This is a genomic window from Chlorobium sp. (genome assembly GCF_036528655.1).
Lineage (GTDB): Bacteria > Bacteroidota > Chlorobiia > Chlorobiales > Chlorobiaceae > Chlorobium.
The window spans coordinates 131,884-150,849 of sequence record NZ_JAIGND010000006.1; the positions used below are offsets into that span (position 1 = coordinate 131,884).

The following is an 18,966-nucleotide window of genomic DNA, read 5'->3' on the forward strand; positions in this document are numbered from 1 at the left end:
AAAAAACCTAACAGGAAGCGAAATTCTTGAGCACCTGCAAACCTGCCCCGGAGCTTTTCTCCGGATGAAACTGTACAGCGAAAATACCATTTTTTTCAATGGCCGAACAGAAATTTTTACCGGCAAACCAGGTCGTGGCCACGCTATCCTCGGGATTGCCCGGTTCACAATAGTAGGAATGCACAAAATAAAAAAAAGTGTGGTCGGGTATACCCCTGAACAGAACGCACTCTTTTTTCATGTCAACAGAGTTCCAGCCTATCTGGGGAATCTTGTCGGTTTCGCTTCTGAAATGCAGTACGTTGCCGGGAACAAGATTCAATCCCTTGTGCCTGCCCATCTCTTCGCTTTCGCCGAGAAGCAGCTGCATTCCAAGACAGATGCCGAGAAGGTGTCGCCCCTTGTCCATATGTTCGAGCAGGGCATCGGTAAAACCGGAACTGTTCAGCGAATCGATTGCCTGGCCGAAAGCTCCAACTCCCGGAAGCAGGACCTTTCTGAAATCTCCGAGCTCGCGGGGATCGCTGCTTACGACTGCCCTGATACCGAGATATTCGAATGCTTTCCGCACCGAATGAAGGTTTCCTGCGCCGTAATCGGCTATAAAAATCATAGACGTAGCGTTTGACTGATGACGAGAGAGCAGGAAAAACCGCAACAATTATCCCGAATTCTTTTCCCGACGAATCGTTTTTTTATTCGACTTTTATTGTTTATAATAACCTTCCTTTTGTCCTTACCTGAACGATCAGCAGTTCTCCTTAACCATACATAGCCAAAAAAAAGAACAAATGTACAATATTGTTTCTGCTATTTTTTTAGCTGAAAATATCAAAAAAATAGAAATACAGGCTCCCCGCATCGCCAAAAAAAGAAAAGCAGGGCAGTTTGTGATGATAAGAGTAAGCGAACACGGCGAAAGAATTCCGCTGACCATTGCCGGCTCGGATCCGGAGAAGGGAACCATCACCATCATCGTTCAAGGCATGGGCAAATCCACCCGAGAGTTGAACATGAAAGCCGCCGGTGACACCATCAACGATATCGTCGGGCCGCTTGGCACCCCTTCGCATATCGAAAAATTCGGCACAACCGTCGTCATCGGAGGCGGCGTCGGCTCAGCCATCGCATATCCGACAGCCGTTGCGCTCAAGGAAGCCGGAAACCACGTCATCACCATCAATGGCGCCCGAACGAAGGATCTCGTGATTCTTGAAGAGGAGATGAAAGCGGTAAGCGACGAAGCATACATCACCACCGACGACGGATCTTACGGATTCCATGGATTCGTCACCCGGAAACTGCAGGAACTGCTCGAATCCGGCAGAACCATCGATTACGTCCTGGCCATCGGACCTGTTCCCATGATGAAAGCGGTAGCCGAAGTGACCAGACCGAACGGAATTCATACGGTCGTAAGTCTCAATCCGGTTATGGTGGACGGCACCGGCATGTGCGGCGGCTGCCGTGTCACTGTTGACAATGAAATCAGGTTCGCCTGCGTCGACGGCCCCGAATTCGATGCCCACAAGGTCGATTTCAGGAATCTTTCCGACAGGAACCGTATGTACCTCGAAGAAGAGAAGCAATCTGCCGAAGAGTTTTCGCACAAGTGCCGCATCGGCCTGCTCGAGTAAAAAGCACCTTTCATAAAGACCATTACATCAACCGGGTCTGCCGGACCACCGTGCAGATATGCCTGGTTTGCTGTCATTCACAATCAGAATACCTTTCAGCGGGAAATCACTATGGATGTAAAACCTATGACGACCAAAGAACGCCTTGCTATACCGCGCCAGCCCATGCCGGCACAGGATCCGGGCGAACGCGTACACAATTTCAAAGAGGTCAACCTCGGCTACACTCCGGAACTGGCACAGAAGGAAGCCATGCGCTGCATCCAGTGCAAGGATCCGGTATGCATCAAGGGCTGTCCGGTCAATATCAAAATCGACAAGTTCATCAAACTGATAGCTGATGGCAATTTTCTCGGAGCCGCAAAAAAGATCAAGGAGGACAACATCCTTCCGGCAATCTGCGGAAGGGTATGCCCGCAGGAAGACCAGTGCGAAAAGGTATGCGTGCTCACAAAGAAGTATACGCCTGTAGCCATAGGAAATCTTGAGCGGTTCGTTGCGGATTACGAGCGCGAATATGGTGAAATCGAGCTTCCCGATGTAAAACCAGCAACAGGGAAGAAAGTCGCCGTTATCGGCAGCGGGCCCGCTGGGTTGAGCTGTGCGAACGATCTTGCCCGTCTCGGCCATGCCGTTACGGTTTTCGAGGCCCTGCATGAACTCGGCGGCGTGCTGATGTACGGCATTCCGGAGTTCCGTCTCCCCAAGGATATCGTCAAAACGGAAATCGACAGCCTGAAAAAACTTGGCGTAGAATTCGTGACCAACACCGTCGTCGGACGCTCGGTCACCATCGACGAACTGATGCAGGAAGAAGGGTTCGACGCGATCTTTATCGGAGTCGGAGCGGGTCTGCCCTGGTTCATGGGCATACCGGGCGAAAACCTTCTCGGGGTGTATTCGGCAAACGAGTTCCTCACCAGAGTCAACCTGATGCAGTCATATACCTTTCCTGAAAACGACACGCCGGTCTTCGACTGCAAGGGAAAGAGCATCGCAGTGTTCGGAGGCGGAAATACCGCCATGGACGCGGTACGAACAGCCAAACGTCTCGGAGCCGAACATGCCTATATCGTTTACCGCCGTTCCGAAGCTGAAATGCCGGCCAGAGCCGAAGAAATCCACAACGCGAAAGAGGAGGGAATCGAGTTCCTGCTGCTCATGAACCCCGTAGAATTCATCGGCAACGAACAGCAGTGGCTGACCGGAGTGAAATGCCTCAGAATGGAGCTCGGCGAACCTGACGATTCCGGCCGCCGCAAACCGGTTCCGGTAAAAGGTTCGGAATTCGTGCTGCCGATCGACATGGCAGTAATATCCATCGGCAACGGCTCGAATCCGCTCATCAAGCAGACGACGCCTGAAATCGAGGTCAGCAAGCGCGATACGATAGTCGTGGACATCAATACCATGGCAACATCGAAAGATGCAGTCTATGCCGGCGGCGACATCGTCACCGGCGGCGCAACCGTCATCCTTGCCATGGGAGCCGGACGCACCGCGGCACACGCCATACATGAAAAGCTCACGGGAACCGCACCTCATTTCGACGAATGGTAGTATATTCCTGAAACACCATACGGACCGGCATCGAGCCGGTCCGTAAACTGCAAGGTTTAACAGCAGACACCAGGAATGAGTGAATTGTACCGCTTTGGCGTCTCTCTTGAAAAAGAGCTGATCGACGCATTCGACCGTCATAGAGAAGAACAGCACTACAACAGCCGCTCCGAAGCATTGCGCGATCTTATCCGCGAAGAGCTGCTTAAAAAAAAATGGCTGGAAGGAGGCACGGTAGCCGGTGCCATCGTCATGACATACGACCACCACAAACGGGAACTTGTCAACCAGCTGATCGACATCCAGCACGATTTTCAGGAGGTCATCATCTCCACCCAGCATGTCCATCTCGACCACAGCCACTGCCTCGAAATCATTGCCGTCAGGGGCTCCGCTTCGGATGTTCAGAAACTCGCCTCGATACTGAAAGCAAAAACAGGCGTAATCAACCTCAGTCTTGGCATATCCTCGGCCGGTTAACAATTGTTGTTGACAATCCGTAACACTATTCGTATTTTTGTGCTACGACCGGATTGCAATAAATAACATATTCACACAACCGGAGCATGTCCATGAAACGGATACCACTGATTGCAGTAGCGCTGTCACTTGCATCGACGCCTTCATTCGCCGCCCATCCGCTCATTACCGATGATACCGGCACGCAAGGAAAGGGCAAGTTCCAGATAGAATGGAATAACGAGTTCGCCTGGAACAATACTGATGACGGGGGGGTAATAACAGAAGAAACTGCTGGCGAAAGCGCCGTCGCCATTTCGTATGGTCTGACGGAGCATATCGACCTGGTCGCAGCCATGCCGTTCCAATGGTATTCGATTGAAGAAAACGGCGTGAGGGTCGGTGACGACAGCGGTATCGGAGATATGAGCATCGAGTTGAAATGGCGGGTTCTTGAACAGCAAGATGAAGGATTCAGCCTTGCCGTCAAACCCGGTATTTCAATCCCGTCCGGGGACGAAAAGCAGGGATTCGGCAGCGGAGCGGTTTCTCCCGGCATCATGCTCATTGCAACCAAAGAGGGCGATTTCGGAGCATTGCACTGCAACGCGGGCTATAGCCGAAACAACTATCGCGACGATGCTGCCGACGAAGCGACAAGAGACGATATCTGGCACGCTTCGGTTGCAGTCGAAATCAACATGTCGGACAACCTTCGCGCGGTTGCAAACATCGGCATGGAAACCAGTGAGGAGCATTCGAACGACAGCCATCCGGCATTTCTCATCGGAGGCATGATCTGGGGAGTGTCGGACAATCTTGATCTCGACCTGGGCGTGAAATGCGGCCTGAACGATGCGGAAACCGATACCGCACTGCTTGCAGGACTTGCCGCAAGATTCTGAACAAAATCAAAGGAGAAAGAACCATGCACATGTCAGACGCACTGCTCTCGCCTGCAGTAGGGGGAGCATTCTGGGCTGTGAGCGGAGGACTCATCGCCTGGTCGATAAAAAAAAGCTCCATGGATCAGGACGGAAGAAAAACTGCACTCATGGGCGTGCTCGGAGCTTTCGTCTTCGCGGCACAGATGATCAATTTCACCATTCCCGGCACCGGATCCAGCGGTCACCTTGGCGGGGGACTTCTTCTGACGGTACTGCTCGGCCCACATCGCGCATTTATAGCCCTTGCATCGGTTCTGGTCATCCAATCCCTTTTCTTTGCGGACGGCGGACTGCTCGCCCTCGGATGCAACATCTTCAATCTCGCCTTCTTTCCGGCATTTGTCGCCTATCCGTTTCTGTACCGCACCATTGCAGGCAACTCACTCACTTCCGCCCGCCTGGGTGCTGCCAGCATGACGGCGGCAACGGCAGGACTGCTCATGGGCGCATGCTTCGTTGTGCTCCAGACAACCGTCTCGGGCATAAGTGAACTGCCGTTCGGCACCTTTATGCTCTTCATGCTCCCCATTCATTTCGCCATCGGAATCGTAGAAGGTCTGGTCACATGGGCCGTCGTTGCTTTCGTTGCAGCAACGGACCCGACACTTCTGAGCATGCAGCATGAATCGGATAAAAAACGATCCCTGACACCTGCCGTATTCATACTTATCGCGCTTGTAACCGGAGGCACACTGGCCTGGTTCGCATCGCCATATCCGGACGGGCTTGAATGGTCGATGGCCAGAACATCGGGACAGGAAGAAATCGAAGGGCGCCCTGAACCTGTGCACGGCACGCTCTCGTCGATTCAGGAAAAAATCGCGTTTCTGCCGGATTACGGATTCAGATCGACCGGAGACGGACCTTCTGAATCAACCGATCCTGCATCTCCGGTAAACACCGGCACATCGGTATCCGGTATCGCAGGCAGCCTTATGGTGCTTATCCTCGCTGGAGTAATCGGCCTGTTTACCGGAGCCGGGATGCGCAAAACGGAAAAAACCGGTGAGTGAGCCGAAGCATCATGCAAACCGGCCAGAGCATGCTCTTCCGGCAGGAGACAGGGCATCTCTTGGCATCCTAGCCATCTTCATTATCTTCGTGGTCGCTGTACCGAAAAACAACCTTCCCGCTGTGATAGCATACGGGGCCTTTACCCTGTTCGTGATCACAGCCTCAAGGCTTTCCCTGCGGCTGATCATGAAAAGGCTGCTTGTTATCTCTCCCTTCGTCCTGTTCATGGCTGCGGGAAACCTCTATTTCGACCGTCAACCGATTTTCGATGCGTGGAACTTCGCTGTAACCGGAGGCATGATCTCCGCGGGAGTCATTGCAGCAAAATCCCTTGTTACAATCTCGGCACTGCTCGTCTACTCTCACTCGGTTCCCTTCCACCGATTCGGTAACGCTCTGCGTGCCTTCGGGGTACCGGAACTGTTTGCAACCCAGCTGCAGCTGGTCTACCGGTACAGTTTCATGCTTGGCGATGAAGCCCGATCCCTTCAGAAGGCACGCGACCTTCGCTCATTCGGACATAAGGGAAAGGATATCCGCGCCACTGCGCAACTGATCGGCTCTCTGCTGGTAAGATCATCGTTACGGGCCGAAAAGATTTACATGGCCATGAGCGCGCGGGGATTCGGCAACAACCTTGCCTTGCAGCAGAAAGAACCATTTACGAAGCGTGACGCAATAACGGTCCTCCTGACGACATGGTATTTCCTGGCAGTCCGGATAGTGTTCATACCATAACAATAACAAAAGGCAGCGTGATCGAGACAGAACGGCTTTCATTCGCCTATAATGACGGAACGAAAGCACTGCGGAATATTACACTCAGGGTACGGGAAGGGGAATCGGCAGGAATCATCGGCACGAACGGGGCGGGAAAATCGACACTGCTGAACCATCTGAACGGCTGGTTCACACCACAGAGCGGAACCGTAACCGTCGATAGCATCCCGTCTACGAAAAAAAGTCAGGAAACCCTCCGCCGCAAGGTCGGCCTGGTATTCCAGAACCCGGATGATCAGCTTTTTATGACCCGGCTGTACGATGACATCATGTTCGGGCCTGACAACCTCGGCATGCACAGAACGGAAAGCGAAGCGGAAGCAGAACGGCTGCTCAGGAATTTCGGCCTGTGGGAACTGCGCGAAAAACCGCCATCGAAGCTTTCGCAAGGACAGAAACGGTTTGCAGCCTTTGCTGCGGTACTTGTCATGCGCCCCCCGATACTTGTTATGGATGAACCGACATCGGACCTTGATGCGCGTAACAGGAAAAAGCTCATTTCGCTTATCCGGTCACTATCGTCAACAAGAATAACGGTATCGCACGATCTCGATTTTATCTGGGACACCTGCGACAGAGTCTTCGTCATGAACTCCGGCCGGATAAGCGCGGAGGGTACGACAACGGAAATTCTTGCCGACAGACAATTGCTCGAGGAAAACGGGCTCGAACTTCCCATCAGACTTCAGCATTGAATATCCCGGAACATACGGGAAAAATCCGAATCCGGTTCAGGTGAGAGCCTTGACCCGTCTTTCGAGTTCTTCCGACATCGTCCGGTCGACGAGTTTCACGGTAATCTGTGGCACATCATGCGCGATATCGACATCAAACACCGTCACTTCGAACCGGTCATCCATCCTGATTAGGGAATAAAGGTCGGTGATACGCTCAACCACGCCAAGAAAACTCAGGGGAAGGAGGCACTTGACGCGGTATGGATTGACAAGAAAAATGCCGTATGGCTTTACAGACAGTACCGAACCGGTAAAACGATCACCGGTTGAAGGCAATCCTGTAAAAACATGTGCATCGCCGCTGTTGAGTTTACCGGTTTCCGACTGAGCGATTTCCGTTTCCAGCAAGGATATATCGTGAAAATCGATGCCGGATGCGCTGTAGAGTTCATGTGCGCTTATACCTCGTGTCGAATAGACGGAAACCTCTTTTCCTTTTTTCTGCAACGCCCGGATCAGGGGCAGAAAATCGCTGTCGCCGCTGAAAAGGATGAACCGCTCATACACATTCTCCATGAGCATCGCATCAACGGCAAGTTCGATATCGAGATTGCCTTTCATGATCAGTTCGCCGGTATCCCGATTCACGATTTTCTTGACCGGTTTGGAGATGATATGCATTCCGTGCGTCGTGAGCACTCGTCCGAATGCGGACTGATCTTCTGAAGACGGCTCCTGCAATGGCACATAATAACGGGCTGAAACCACATCGAAGCGTTTCATGAAATAACGCATGAACCGGGAAAAATCGATCTGCCATCCAAGATGGCGCTGCGTATAGAAAAGGTTAGCCCCGTCAATGAAAAGCGCCGCTCGCTGCATTCCTGAATGCCCTCTTGTCCTTCGATTTACATATCCCTTAAAAAAAGCTGATTATCTGCAAGAACGCGAAAAGGTTACTAACCATTTCCGGTTTCCCTCAGGAGTCTATGCCGCCCCCAGAACATACCACCAGAAAAAGAGCGTTATGAACGAGAGAGGAATGCCCAGCGAAACCATAAGCGAAGCAAGAGGAGGATTGATGCCTCTTGCGGAAGCAATAATGCCTGCCGTAATCATCGGAGGCATCGCAGCCTCGAACAGGGTAACCCGTACAGGGAGACCATGGAGGCCGAAAACGCCGGTATAAAGCAATGCAATGATGAAGGGGGCAAGCAGCAGTTTGAAAGAAAGACCAAGAGCAAGCTCTCTGAAGTTTCCCCGCAGATCTCCCGGCAGAAATTGAAATCCGACAGACAGCAGCGCAACCGGAGCGAGCGTATCGCCAAGCCGCCTCAGCAGTATTTCAAGCCATTCCGGATAATCGCAGGAAATGAAGAGCACTGCAGCAACCATGGCAAGAAACGGCGGAAAAGCAACAATTGTTCGGGCGATACCGGCAAAAGAGGATTTCTCTCCCGAGTAAAGACCTGCAGTAAAAAGGCCGGCGGTCGAGAGCACCATGAAGGAGCCGAGCTGATCGACCGCAATACCGTAAACAAGCGCTTCTTTCCCGTAAAAGGCCTCTATCATCGGCAGACCGACAAACGAAGTATTGCCAAGTCCTCCGGTCAGAATCAGCGCCCCGATGGTTTGACGGGAAAACCCGAAAAGTTTGCCGGCCAGAAGAAAGAAGCCTGCGGCTATGCCGAAATGAATCCAGGGCATCGCCGCCATGACAGCAACTTCGGCAGACAGCTCGATATCATGAAAATAAAGCAGGATAAGCGCGGGCAGCGACACATGGATAATAAAACCGTTCAGCACCGCAGGAGTTTCTTCAGGCATCCGGCCCATCCGACGGAGCAGCGCTCCTGCGAGAAAACAGACGCCGAGAAGAACCAGGTTCTGCACGATATGAGAGCATTGATCGTTGAAAAAGTCACGAACCGTCGGCAGAAGGAAACGGAAGATGCATGATTTGCGATACCGCTGCGGCAACTTTATGACCGAGATAACGGATAAATGCGTCCGAATCATTGAGACAGGAAATGGTTCGGATAGAACTGTCTTTCAGAACAGTACGAAGTTCACGTTCGCGACCGACGGTTTCATTGCCGTCGGCAAAATAGCCTGCGGCAAAAAGAGCCACATTTCCGGCCCCGCTATCACGCAGCAGCCGCCCGACATCCTCAAAGGACGGACTGGTCCATGTACCGCCGACATCATGATTGAGAAAAGCCGTCATCACGCGACCATACGGGTGCCTGCCGTCCGCACCGATAAGCTTTGCAAGGCTGTCGGCCAGGAAACCGGCTTCATGCAGCCCTGTACGGAATCCGGGAACTTCTCCCCGGGTGTCACGCACAAGCGTCCCGTGATAGAGCAGAAGAAGCACATTGTCCTCGCTCCGGCTGAGTCCGTGGGCCGCGCTCTCTGTGGAAACATGATCGGCGCAGAGCTCATGCAATGCAGGATCGCACCAGAACCGGCTGACAACCTTTATCCTGCCAAGTTCATCCTCCTTGCCCCTCGCAGCGAGATATCCGCAAATCTGACCGCAGGTCAGTTCATTATCGAACGGAGACATCGACAGGATGATCTGCCCGTCACATCCGCGCGTTGCTTCGATGATCTCCTCGACAGCGGGATCCGATGCCGCATATGCGGCATGCACATCAAAATCGTAACCGGATACTCCCGGAAGGGTATCGAGGAAAGCCTGAAGTCGTGCTGCCTGATCTCTTGCAATCCGGTTATGAGGAGAACCGGCGAACATTGCCGGCTTGAACTGTTTTTTCAGTGACGAAATCATGGAAATGCCGATCTGCAGAAAAGAGGGCATTTCCATGACCGACGCCGCATGCCGGAGAGTCCTGCGGCTTACACGGTAGTTCTCCAGAAAACCCGAGCTTTCGGCTTCGCCATGAGCAGCCAGAATAACCGCTATTTTTTTTTCGCGACTCAGCAACGGCTTTACGATTATTGATGAGTCAAACTTTTTTTCTGAACCCTTGCGTCCATTCCGTCCCTGAAACGTTCTTCAGGAACACCGACGACCTGATCGCCTTTCCGCAGGCCATCGAGCACCTCGACGAACGCGAGGTCTCCGGCTCCGGTTTTCAACGGTTGCTTCCTGAGCTTTCCGTCTTCGACTTTCCATACATAACTCACATGGTTCTCCTCGAATACCGAACTTTTCCTGACGAGAAGCGAACCGGCCTTGACGTTATAGACAATGTTTGCCGTAGCGGTCATACCGGCCTGTATACGGGAAACGGGTGTCAGGAAACGAAGATAAACCCTCGATGTCTTCGTCACGGTGTCGGTCTGGGGCACAACTCGCCAGACTGACGCCTCGTAACGCTTTTCCGGCATGGCATCGAGCACGACCATTGCTTTCTGGCCCTTGCGTATACGGGGTACGTCCAACTCGTCAACTTCGACATTGACCGCATAACCCGTCGTGTCGATAACCCGTGCCACGACACTGCCGGCCGATACATAATCGCCGGCCTTTACACTCTGCAGCGCAAGAACACCTGCAAAAGGCGCCCTGACGGCAACTTTTTTCAGCTCGTCCTCCTGTATTTTCATGCGCATCCGTTTCTGTTCGAGCAATTCGCCTGCCTGTCGCATATTCTTTTCGGCATCATCGAGATCCTGGCGCGAAACAGCGCCTTCTGCGTACAGGTTGCGGATTCTCCCGTATCTGAGCTGCCGCTCTGAAAACACAGCCGACTGCTCATCGTAAGCTGCTCTGGACTCGCGAACTGCGAGTTCCGGCTGCGACGACTCGAAAACGATGATCGGCTGACCTGCCGAAACCCGATCACCCTCTCTTGCACCCACCGACCTGACCGTTCCGGAAAACTCGGCGCTCAGACTTGCCGCGTTATCAGCTTCAATAAAACCCGTCGCATACACCGCCTGAACCAGTTCGGCGTCGGAAACCGTCACGGCATCGACATCGACGGTATTTCCGCGAGTGAACAGATAGACAACCGTTACAAGAAAAATCAGTGACAGGGCAATGGAATATTTCGGAAGAATTTTCTGAAGGGTCTGCATGATCTCTGGCTTTAATGATTCAGCTCAGGGAAGTTACGTGTTTTGAACTTTTTCTCCATTCCGACCTTGGTTTTTCCATTATTTTATGAATCTTTAAACACGATTTGTGCCGCTGTCTGAGCTGCCGGCCATTACTCAGTAAAATAAACTTAACGACAACGAACAAATGAACGAAAACGAAGGTATTGATAAAAGTTTTCTGGAAACTGTCAAGTTCGATGACAAGGGTCTTGTTCCTGCAATCGTGCAGGATCATGAAACCGGAAAAGTACTGATGATGGCCTGGATGAACCGTGAAAGCCTTGAGATGACGCTTGAACGAAAGAAAGGATGCTACTGGAGCAGGAGCCGTCAGAAACTTTGGCTTAAAGGCGAATCCTCCGGAAACATGCAGGATGTTCACGACATACTTATCGATTGCGACGGAGACACGCTCCTTCTGAAAGTTTCACAGAAAGGCGGTGCCTGCCATGTCGGATATCACTCCTGCTTCTACAGAAAGGCGAAGGACGATCTTTCCATGGAAATCTGCGATACACTCATGTTCGATCCTGAAGAAGTTTACGGTAAAAAAAGCTGACAGAGTATCAATGAGTCAAACGAAAAAAACGGCAGAATCGCTGAACAAAACGAAATCGCGCTCCTCGATCCGCAGCATGTTCGATGAGGTAGCGCCTACCTATGATTTTCTGAACCATCTGCTGAGCCTTGGCATCGACAACTACTGGAGGGCAACGGCAACAGCAAAAGCAAAAAAGCTGCTGGAAGGCATACCATCATCGAAAATTCTCGATGTCGCAACAGGCACCGGCGACCTTGCGGCGTCCATGGCGAAAATTCCGGGAACGAAAGTCAAAGCTCTCGATCTGTCGCCAGAGATGCTCGCGATTGCACGTAAAAAATATCCCGGCATAACATTTCTTGAAGGATATGCCGAAAAGCTTCCGTTCGAAACGGCAAGTTTCGATATCGTCAGCGCAGGTTTCGGCGTCAGAAATTTCGAACATCTCGATCTGGGCATGCAGGAATTCTCTCGCGTACTCAAGCCAGGCGGCCATGCCATCATCATCGAACCGATGATTCCCCGGAACCCTCTGATAAAAAAACTCTATCTGGTTTACTTCAAGAAGGTGCTGCCGAAAATCGCAGCGCTTTTCAGCAAATCGTCCTTCGCATACGACTATCTTCCCCACTCGGTCGAACAGTTCCCCCAGGCGGAAGCCTTCGTTGCGGTTCTGAAAAAGAACGGCTTCCGTAATGCCGATTATTTTCCTATGACGTTCGAGACCTCCATTCTTTACGTGGCATGCAAATAACCTTGCCGGTCAGCATGCAGCCTATGCCGACCAACGTTCCCTGACAAACGGAATCCTTTTCAGCAGCGGTATCGATCCCAGATAGGCCGCAATCCCGGCCGCGTCTGCGGCGATATCGCCGAAAGAACATGTCCGGTAGGGAAAAAAGGACTGCGCCACCTCTATTGCTACACCGTAACCAATAAGACAGCCCATCTTAAGCGCATTGAACGGGGTTTTCTGAAACGCAAAATCAACAAGCAGCGAGAGGCAATAAAATGCAAGAAAATGGAGCACCTTGTCGGAAATAACTTCAGGCATGGCCGCGTTGACCGGCAGCATCGCCTGCCTGCTGATCAGGATGATGCTGGCCACGAGCAGAATGCGGCCTTCTATGGCAAGAAACCGTTTGATTCGTTTCATTTAAGCGGTGTTATGACCTATGCCTGTAATTCTATCCGGTATTTTGAAAAATTCTTGCATGCATGTTCTTCGGTAAGCCGGTCCTGATGAATTTTCCTGACAAGCGTGACGACCTGTACGGGATCGTTGACATGAAATATCATATGCATATCGGTTCTCTGGAAGAGACCTTGCGCAAGCACCTCGGTCTCCAGCCATAAAAGCAGGTTTGACCAGATCCCGCCATACAGAATTATCGGTGTATCGCAGATATGCTCTACCTGTACAAGCTGCCAGGCATAGAACAGTTCAAGCAGGGTGCCTATACCGCCGGGAGCGACAACGACAGCATCCGATAAAGACATGAAGGTATCGAGCCTCTGGCTGAAACGTGAAAACTCATGCTTGATATCGAGATAGGCGTTTGCTCCCTGTTCATGAGGAAGCCTGATATTCAGGCCGATTGAGTGAGTGCCCGATAGCGCTGCTTTCGAGCCGGCATTGGCTGCCTGCATGAGTCCCGGTCCGCCGCCGGTCACAATATCGAATCCGGCCTCGGCCAATCCCCTGGCAATAGAGAATACATCCTGATAGTCACGGTCGCCCTCACGAATCCTGGCAGACCCGAAAATAGCCACTTTGTAATGGGGATCCATATCTGCAGTATTACAACATTGTTTCAAATTCCTCTTCGCCGATCACCCTGACGCCAAGCTGACGGGCTTCTTCAAGCTTGCTGCCAGCCTCTTTGCCTGCAACCACCAGACTGGTTTTCCGGCTCACCGAGCCGGTCACCTTACCGCCTCTTGCCCTTACAAGCTCCGAAGCCTGGCTGCGTCCATACCGTTCGAGTGCTCCGGTAAAAATAACCGTAAGTCCTTCGAATGTCCGGTTCGCAGGCTCTTCGGGTTCCTCTTCCCTGAAAGAAAAACCGGCCGCCTGCAGCTTGCGGAGTGTTTCTGTTGCAGAAGGCCTTGCAAAAAAATCGACAATGCTTCGGGCAACCACCGGTCCGATATCCGGTACCGATGCAAGCGCAGCTTCATCCGCCCGCTGCAGATCTTCGAACAGAGGGTAAGCTCGAGCCAGCTCCCTGGCTGTCGCCTGGCCGACATGCCGGATCCCGAGCGCATAGAGCAACCGGTCGTAGCTCCGTTTGCGACTCTCATCGAGTGCATGGAGAAGATTCAATGCGGATTTTTCCCCCATGCGGTCAAGCTGTACAACCTGATGCATCTCGAGCGAATAAAGATCGCCTGCATCCCTGACCAGACCGCTGACCACAAGCTGGTCGACCAGCGCACTGCCGAGCGACCGTATATCCATGGCATTGCGGGAAGTGAAATGCAGAATCCTTCCCCGTATCTGTGCCGGGCACCCTTGTTCGTTAGGACAGTACCAGCTTACCTCGCCTTCCGGTTTTACGAGTTGCGTACCGCATGAAGGACAACTTGAAGGCACCTGTATTGGCTCGCTGAAAAGGGTTCGCTTTTCGGGAAGGGCGCGGATTATTTTAGGAATCACCTCGCCGGACTTCTCTATCACGACACGGTCATGCAGCTGTACGCCGAGCCGTTCGATCTCGTCGAAATTGTGAAGGGTAGAACGCGAAACGGTGGAACCGGCCAACCTTACGGGCTCGAGTTCCGCAACAGGAGTGATGGTACCGAGCCTTCCCACCTGAAAAACGACGCCAAGCAGTTCGGTTTCGGCCTGCTGAGCCGGATACTTGTATGCGATGGCCCATCGGGGGCTTTTAGAAGTGGCTCCGATACGGTCCCACAGATGCACGGCATTGAGCTTCAGCACCACGCCATCGGTTTCATACGGAAGCTTCCAGCGTTTTTCTGACCACTCGTCAATAAAGCTGTCTATTTCCTTGAGATCGGAACAGAGACGATAGTGACCACCGGTAAAGAAACCAAGTTTTTCAAGCAGCGAGAGCCTCTCGAAATGCAGTGCGCTCTCATCGGCAATACCTTTGAGGTAATAAGCCACAAAGGTCATGCTCCTGCGGGCAACCTCGGCAGAATCCTGCAGCTTGAGTGTACCTGCTGTGGCATTGCGGGGGTTGGCAAATCTGTCCTCTTCGGGACGTCCCTCGTTCAATCGTTCGAAATCATCCTTCCTCATGAAAACCTCGCCCCGTACCTCTATCTCCCGATCATCTCCCTGCAGTCCGGCACAAGAACCGGAATCGAGGCGAAGGGGAATCGTGCCGATTGTACGAAGATTGACCGTAATATCGTCACCTCGAAGACCGTCTCCACGAGTGGCGCCCTGTACAAACAAGCCATCCCGATAGACAAGGCTGACTGCGACACCGTCGAATTTCAGTTCGGCAACCACATCCCGCTCTTCGACTCCCTCCTCCCTGAGCAGTTTCCCCAGCCGGTTGTAAAAATCCATAACCTCGCCCTGGGAGTAGGTATTGGCAAGACTCAGCATCGGTTCGCGGTGCCGGACAGAAGAAAATTCCTTTGTAATCTGTCCCCCTACACGCTGTGAGGGGCTGTCCGGCGTGACGAGATCGGGAAACTGACGTTCAAGTTCCAGAAGCCTTTCCAGCAGTCTATCGAACTCGAAATCGGAAATGACCGGATTGGCCTCTACGTAATAGAGATAGTTGTGACGATCGATCTCTACCCTGAGCCTCTCGATCTCGACGGCGGCTTTTTCTCTTTCCATCTTCCGCTCTCCTGTCATTTCGTCGATGAAAATGCCCATCCCGCAATATTTTTAAGAAAGCCCGCAGAACCCTGTACACCAAGCTTCTGCCAGGTTGCCAGAAGAATTTTCGGATAACGCATCGCGACCCGCATCATAACCGTCATCAGTTCGTCAAGGCGAAGTTCATCGCGGAACATCGCCTCCCGGTAACGGGGAGGAAGCTGATCGAGAACGATCATCACCTCGTTCATCATTTCGTTGACGAAATTCGGTTCATCGGTCCCGGGATTGAAGCACATATACTTCATGAGATTGGCCATCGATGCGACATTCGGTTCGTAGGCGCTCACTTCGGCAAGATCGTCTTTTCCAAGAGAATCCTCCCGCAAAGCCTTGTCAAGCCCCTCAGTCAGCCGCTGCATGTTCCGCACCATCGAACCGAAACCACAGAAGGTCAGCGGAGAGGCAAGCGAAGCGGAATCGCCCAGCAGGACGATATGGTCGTCGGCGATCACCCTTGTCCGGTTGAAGCCGTCATGAAAATAAGCCGGTATGATGCCGTAGACCGGGCGATGAAAGACGAACGATTTTCCGGGACGCTTGTACTCCGGAAGTATGCGAAAATAGGTTTCGAAAAGGCCGAGCAACGACTTGTCATTGGGCGAATCGACTTCATCATAAAAAAACAGGTAGGTGATATACTCCTCTCCCCTGGCGGGAAAACCTTCCCATATCAACTGGCGGCACCGGCCCTCGGCAGTTTCTGCAGGACCGGTACTGGCGAGAATCTCGCCGGTATCGAAATCAGCATTATCGAAACCGCTGGCAATGGTACCCACTGTCGGACAGACATGGGTCTGAGGACGGCCTTCATTGAGCTGTCGGGCAACCGGAGAGAGAACGCCCATGACATCGACCAGAACTTTGGCTTTGTAGTAGAATCTCCTGCCCTGACTGTCTTCGACTTCAACCACCACGTGACCGGGAAAGCGATAACAGCCGAGAAAGGTCGTGCCGTCAAGCACGCTGTTACGAACGCCCGACAGCACCTTCTCTCTGGACATGCAAAGCAGGCGGTCGGCATCCACAGCGCAGTCGAGCACATTCTGCATATAGAGCCGTTTCTGGCTTCCATCCGGCTGGAAAAACTCCACCCACCCGGTTTTGTATTTCCGTACGATTACCGAATCGAGTTCGGTGCCCGTGTAGACCCCGGTTTCGGCAAGCCGCTGCAATTCGTTGCGTGAAATATTCCAGTCCCTTGTAGAGCGCGCCGCGATATGCCGGTCGAACACAAGCACCTTTCGTCCATACCGTTTGGCCATCACCGCGGCATGCAGCAGGCCCAGCGTGCCTCCGGCATAGACAAGATCGTACTCCCCGCTCAATACCGCCTCCGGAGGCAATTCGGATCCGGGCTTGATGACCGGATGGGCAGTATCCGGAGGCATCTCCCAGTACCGATCGAGTTCCATGATACGCTGCAGATGACGCTCGCCGTCTGCAAGCCCCCTGAAAACCTTGCAGACATTGGGGTGGGAGCTCTCGATACGTTCGAATACAGAAGAAGACATGGCAAAATTGTTAGATTACTGACGAATTATACGCAAAGCGCCCGGTCCTTCAGCAGGCGGTCGCTCTCGATCATGCCGTCAACCAGATGAATTCTTCGCCCGGCCCTGTTGGCGAACTCCTCGTCATGCGTCACCACGATCACGGTCTGATTCAGCTCCCTGTTCAGCCTGTCAAACAGATCGTAAACGTTGCGAGCGGATTTCGAATCGAGGTTGCCTGTCGGTTCGTCGCCAAGCAGTACCTTCGGCTCGTTTGCCAGCGCCCGGGCAATGGCCACGCGCTGCTGCTGTCCGCCTGAAAGCTGGCTCGGTTTGTTGGTGTTCTTGTTTTCCAGACCGACCGTATCGAGCAGCATTCTGGCACGATCGCGGATCTGCGGTTTCGTCAGGCGTCCCCCGATCATCATCGGCATACTGACGTTCTCCAGGGCATTGAACTCCGGCAGGAGAAAATGGAACTGGTAGATGAACCCGATCTTTTCGTTGCGTATGCGGGTCATCTCTTTTTCGTTTTTTTCCGTGATCTCCTCTCCGTCGAGCCATACCTTGCCATAGGTCGGCTTGTCGAGTCCGCCCATGATATAAAGCAGGGTAGACTTTCCGGAGCCGGAAGGTCCGGTGATGGCCACAAACTCGCCGGCCATGATTTCCATGGAGAGATTCGGAATGATAGTCTGGCGCACATCGCGCGAAAGTTCGAGTTCCCTGCGGATATTTTCAAGCCTGAGAATTTCTGTTGGCATCGCCGGATCGATTCGTCGATTGTTTCATGAATCATGCACACCCTGCAAGTATACTAAAAAAGCGCCCAAAGAGGGAGTTGAAAACCCCTGGCCATTGATAAATGGTTTCAACCAAGAACTTAATAACAAGGTTCGATATTGTATATGATCGACATGAAACCGACCGCAACATCCTCTTGCCATGACCATTCCGATACGCAGGACCGGCCTTCTGCGAAGCTCCCTGTTCGGCTTCACCTGTAACCGTTGTCGGCATTGCTGCACCAACAAGAAAATACAGGTCAATCCCTATGAAATCGCACGCATTGCAGATCGGCTGGGCATTCCGACAACGGAGTTCATAGAACGCTTTACCGCAGAAAACGGTTCGTTCCTGAAATTCACCGACAGAGGATCCTGCACGTTTCTCGGACCGGAAGGCTGCACGGTGCATAGCGACCGTCCGCTTGTCTGTCGCCTCTACCCGCTCGCCCGGCATGTCGGCGAAAAAGGCGAGGAATGGTTTTCGGAGCTTGAACCGGAACCCTCCTGCAGGGGCACTTACGGTATTGAAGGTACGATTTCAGAATACCTCGCCGGACAGGATGCCCTGCCATACATGCAGGCAGCGAACATCTATCTCAACCTGCTCTGGAAGTTGATTGGCGCGCTTGAAAGCCAGGAAGAAAGCGAACTGGTTGAGGGCTCGATCGAAGAAGCTGTCACTCCGGAAAACTGGATGGATATGGATGCCGTCGTAACGGAATACTGCCGGCTGAACCGTCTCGAAAAGCCCCAAACAGTAAGCGAAAACATGCACCTGCACATCGAGGCGCTGGAACAATGGATCAAACCAACATAAAAGGAGGGAACATCATGAACAAACACACAAAAAAAGCCCTTGCACTTGCTGCTGCCGCAACCGTTCTCGGAACATCTCTCGGCGTCGCACCTGTCACAACCGAAGCAGCGGTGGTTCAGAACCCGGTTGATTCCCTGAAAAAATCCAATCAGGTAAAAATATCCACCCAGGGAAAAGTTGAAACACAAACGCAGACACCGGTTTCAAACCAGGGCAAGGTCTCCAATCAGATCAAATGGACGAATACCAGGTAAGAGCCCTGTCTCGCAGATCATGGCAGCAGAAGGAGCAGAATCCTCTGCTGCCATGATCATCGC

At 52.6% G+C, this 18,966-nt stretch carries 21 protein-coding genes; 11 read left to right on the forward strand and 10 right to left on the reverse strand.

Going from position 1 to position 18,966, the window contains the following annotated elements:
- Positions 1-7: 7 nt before the first annotated feature.
- Positions 8-613 (reverse strand): imidazole glycerol phosphate synthase subunit HisH, encoded by a 606-nt coding sequence (gene hisH / locus K4305_RS02605; RefSeq protein WP_331560780.1) that lies wholly within the window; start codon positions 611-613, stop codon positions 8-10.
- Positions 614-791: 178 nt separating this feature from the next.
- Between hisH and K4305_RS02610 the strand changes: the two genes are divergently transcribed.
- The 7 genes from K4305_RS02610 to K4305_RS02640 all read left to right on the forward strand — a co-directional run bounded on the left by K4305_RS02610 (position 792) and on the right by K4305_RS02640 (position 7,092).
- Positions 792-1,637, forward strand: coding sequence for a sulfide/dihydroorotate dehydrogenase-like FAD/NAD-binding protein (locus K4305_RS02610; protein ID WP_331560781.1), 846 nt, complete (start codon positions 792-794; stop codon positions 1,635-1,637).
- Between the two features lie 111 nt (positions 1,638-1,748).
- Positions 1,749-3,197: an NADPH-dependent glutamate synthase gene (gltA, locus tag K4305_RS02615; RefSeq protein ID WP_331560782.1), complete on the forward strand. Its 1,449-nt coding sequence runs from the start codon at positions 1,749-1,751 to the stop codon at positions 3,195-3,197.
- Between the two features lie 75 nt (positions 3,198-3,272).
- The gene (gene nikR, locus K4305_RS02620; protein WP_331560783.1) at positions 3,273-3,677 is read left to right on the forward strand and encodes a nickel-responsive transcriptional regulator NikR; all 405 of its coding nucleotides are present in this window, start codon (positions 3,273-3,275) and stop codon (positions 3,675-3,677) included.
- Positions 3,678-3,769: 92 nt separating this feature from the next.
- Entirely contained in the window at positions 3,770-4,561 is a 792-nt protein-coding gene (locus K4305_RS02625) for a transporter (RefSeq protein WP_331560784.1), read from the forward strand.
- 23 nt (positions 4,562-4,584) lie between these two features.
- Complete coding sequence (locus tag K4305_RS02630) at positions 4,585-5,616, forward strand: energy-coupling factor ABC transporter permease (RefSeq protein WP_442880415.1); 1,032 nt, start codon at positions 4,585-4,587, stop codon at positions 5,614-5,616.
- Positions 5,609-6,355, forward strand: a complete 747-nt coding sequence (cbiQ, locus tag K4305_RS02635; RefSeq protein WP_331560786.1) for a cobalt ECF transporter T component CbiQ — start codon at positions 5,609-5,611, stop codon at positions 6,353-6,355. Before K4305_RS02630 ends, cbiQ begins: the two co-directional genes overlap by 8 nt.
- A gap of 17 nt (positions 6,356-6,372) precedes the next feature.
- A complete protein-coding gene (locus K4305_RS02640; protein WP_331560787.1) occupies positions 6,373-7,092 on the forward strand; it encodes an energy-coupling factor ABC transporter ATP-binding protein in 720 nt (239 codons plus the stop codon).
- Positions 7,093-7,128: 36 nt separating this feature from the next.
- Here the strand turns inward: K4305_RS02640 and K4305_RS02645 are convergent, their stop codons facing one another.
- The 4 genes from K4305_RS02645 to K4305_RS02660 form a co-directional block, all read right to left on the reverse strand.
- Positions 7,129-7,956, reverse strand: a complete 828-nt coding sequence (locus K4305_RS02645; protein ID WP_331560788.1) for a LabA-like NYN domain-containing protein — start codon at positions 7,954-7,956, stop codon at positions 7,129-7,131.
- A gap of 105 nt (positions 7,957-8,061) precedes the next feature.
- Positions 8,062-8,967: an AEC family transporter gene (locus K4305_RS02650; protein ID WP_331560789.1), complete on the reverse strand. Its 906-nt coding sequence runs from the start codon at positions 8,965-8,967 to the stop codon at positions 8,062-8,064.
- Positions 8,968-8,995: 28 nt separating this feature from the next.
- Positions 8,996-10,024, reverse strand: coding sequence for a ferrochelatase (locus K4305_RS02655; protein ID WP_331560790.1), 1,029 nt, complete (start codon positions 10,022-10,024; stop codon positions 8,996-8,998).
- An 11-nt stretch (positions 10,025-10,035) separates the two neighbouring features.
- Positions 10,036-11,124, reverse strand: a complete 1,089-nt coding sequence (locus tag K4305_RS02660; RefSeq protein ID WP_331560791.1) for an efflux RND transporter periplasmic adaptor subunit — start codon at positions 11,122-11,124, stop codon at positions 10,036-10,038.
- A gap of 166 nt (positions 11,125-11,290) precedes the next feature.
- Between K4305_RS02660 and hisI the strand changes: the two genes are divergently transcribed.
- Positions 11,291-11,704, forward strand: a complete 414-nt coding sequence (hisI, locus tag K4305_RS02665) for a phosphoribosyl-AMP cyclohydrolase (RefSeq protein WP_331560792.1) — start codon at positions 11,291-11,293, stop codon at positions 11,702-11,704.
- Positions 11,705-11,714: 10 nt separating this feature from the next.
- Positions 11,715-12,440 (forward strand): bifunctional demethylmenaquinone methyltransferase/2-methoxy-6-polyprenyl-1,4-benzoquinol methylase UbiE, encoded by a 726-nt coding sequence (gene ubiE, locus K4305_RS02670; RefSeq protein ID WP_331560793.1) that lies wholly within the window; start codon positions 11,715-11,717, stop codon positions 12,438-12,440.
- A 21-nt stretch (positions 12,441-12,461) separates the two neighbouring features.
- Here the strand turns inward: ubiE and K4305_RS02675 are convergent, their stop codons facing one another.
- Genes K4305_RS02675 through K4305_RS02695 form a run of 5 tightly spaced genes read right to left on the reverse strand, consistent with a single transcriptional unit; the run spans position 12,462 to position 17,808 of the window.
- Positions 12,462-12,842, reverse strand: coding sequence for a VanZ family protein (locus K4305_RS02675; protein ID WP_331560794.1), 381 nt, complete (start codon positions 12,840-12,842; stop codon positions 12,462-12,464).
- A 17-nt stretch (positions 12,843-12,859) separates the two neighbouring features.
- On the reverse strand, positions 12,860-13,477 hold the full coding sequence (locus tag K4305_RS02680) for an LOG family protein (protein WP_331560795.1): 618 nt from the start codon (positions 13,475-13,477) through the stop codon (positions 12,860-12,862).
- Between the two features lie 10 nt (positions 13,478-13,487).
- Positions 13,488-15,509, reverse strand: coding sequence for an NAD-dependent DNA ligase LigA (gene ligA / locus K4305_RS02685; RefSeq protein WP_331560982.1), 2,022 nt, complete (start codon positions 15,507-15,509; stop codon positions 13,488-13,490).
- Between the two features lie 14 nt (positions 15,510-15,523).
- The gene (locus K4305_RS02690) at positions 15,524-17,065 is read right to left on the reverse strand and encodes an NAD(P)/FAD-dependent oxidoreductase (RefSeq protein ID WP_331560796.1); all 1,542 of its coding nucleotides are present in this window, start codon (positions 17,063-17,065) and stop codon (positions 15,524-15,526) included.
- A 26-nt stretch (positions 17,066-17,091) separates the two neighbouring features.
- Positions 17,092-17,808, reverse strand: coding sequence for an ABC transporter ATP-binding protein (locus K4305_RS02695; RefSeq protein WP_331560797.1), 717 nt, complete (start codon positions 17,806-17,808; stop codon positions 17,092-17,094).
- Between the two features lie 181 nt (positions 17,809-17,989).
- On the opposite strand from K4305_RS02695, the gene K4305_RS02700 reads away from it, so the two are divergent.
- Positions 17,990-18,649, forward strand: a complete 660-nt coding sequence (locus K4305_RS02700; protein ID WP_331560798.1) for a YkgJ family cysteine cluster protein — start codon at positions 17,990-17,992, stop codon at positions 18,647-18,649.
- A 14-nt stretch (positions 18,650-18,663) separates the two neighbouring features.
- Positions 18,664-18,903 carry a hypothetical protein gene (locus tag K4305_RS02705; RefSeq protein ID WP_331560799.1) on the forward strand — a complete coding sequence of 80 codons (240 nt, stop codon included), beginning with the start codon at positions 18,664-18,666 and terminating at the stop codon, positions 18,901-18,903.
- Positions 18,904-18,966: the final 63 nt, after the last annotated feature.

Bases quoted from the DNA above. Each gene is read 5' to 3' on its own strand.
- hisH (WP_331560780.1), bottom strand. From the start codon at position 613: ATGATTTTTATAGCCGATTACGGCGCAGGAAACCTTCATTCGGTGCGG.
- K4305_RS02610 (WP_331560781.1), top strand. From the start codon at position 792: ATGTACAATATTGTTTCTGCTATTTTTTTAGCTGAAAATATCAAAAAA.
- gltA (WP_331560782.1), top strand. From the start codon at position 1,749: ATGGATGTAAAACCTATGACGACCAAAGAACGCCTTGCTATACCGCGC.
- nikR (WP_331560783.1), top strand. From the start codon at position 3,273: ATGAGTGAATTGTACCGCTTTGGCGTCTCTCTTGAAAAAGAGCTGATC.
- K4305_RS02625 (WP_331560784.1), top strand. From the start codon at position 3,770: ATGAAACGGATACCACTGATTGCAGTAGCGCTGTCACTTGCATCGACG.
- K4305_RS02630 (WP_442880415.1), top strand. From the start codon at position 4,585: ATGCACATGTCAGACGCACTGCTCTCGCCTGCAGTAGGGGGAGCATTC.
- K4305_RS02645 (WP_331560788.1), bottom strand. From the start codon at position 7,956: ATGCAGCGAGCGGCGCTTTTCATTGACGGGGCTAACCTTTTCTATACG.
- K4305_RS02660 (WP_331560791.1), bottom strand. From the start codon at position 11,124: ATGCAGACCCTTCAGAAAATTCTTCCGAAATATTCCATTGCCCTGTCA.
- hisI (WP_331560792.1), top strand. From the start codon at position 11,291: ATGAACGAAAACGAAGGTATTGATAAAAGTTTTCTGGAAACTGTCAAG.
- ubiE (WP_331560793.1), top strand. From the start codon at position 11,715: ATGAGTCAAACGAAAAAAACGGCAGAATCGCTGAACAAAACGAAATCG.
- K4305_RS02675 (WP_331560794.1), bottom strand. From the start codon at position 12,842: ATGAAACGAATCAAACGGTTTCTTGCCATAGAAGGCCGCATTCTGCTC.
- K4305_RS02680 (WP_331560795.1), bottom strand. From the start codon at position 13,477: ATGGATCCCCATTACAAAGTGGCTATTTTCGGGTCTGCCAGGATTCGT.
- ligA (WP_331560982.1), bottom strand. From the start codon at position 15,509: ATGGAAAGAGAAAAAGCCGCCGTCGAGATCGAGAGGCTCAGGGTAGAG.
- K4305_RS02690 (WP_331560796.1), bottom strand. From the start codon at position 17,065: ATGTCTTCTTCTGTATTCGAACGTATCGAGAGCTCCCACCCCAATGTC.
- K4305_RS02695 (WP_331560797.1), bottom strand. From the start codon at position 17,808: ATGCCAACAGAAATTCTCAGGCTTGAAAATATCCGCAGGGAACTCGAA.
- K4305_RS02700 (WP_331560798.1), top strand. From the start codon at position 17,990: ATGACCATTCCGATACGCAGGACCGGCCTTCTGCGAAGCTCCCTGTTC.
- K4305_RS02705 (WP_331560799.1), top strand. From the start codon at position 18,664: ATGAACAAACACACAAAAAAAGCCCTTGCACTTGCTGCTGCCGCAACC.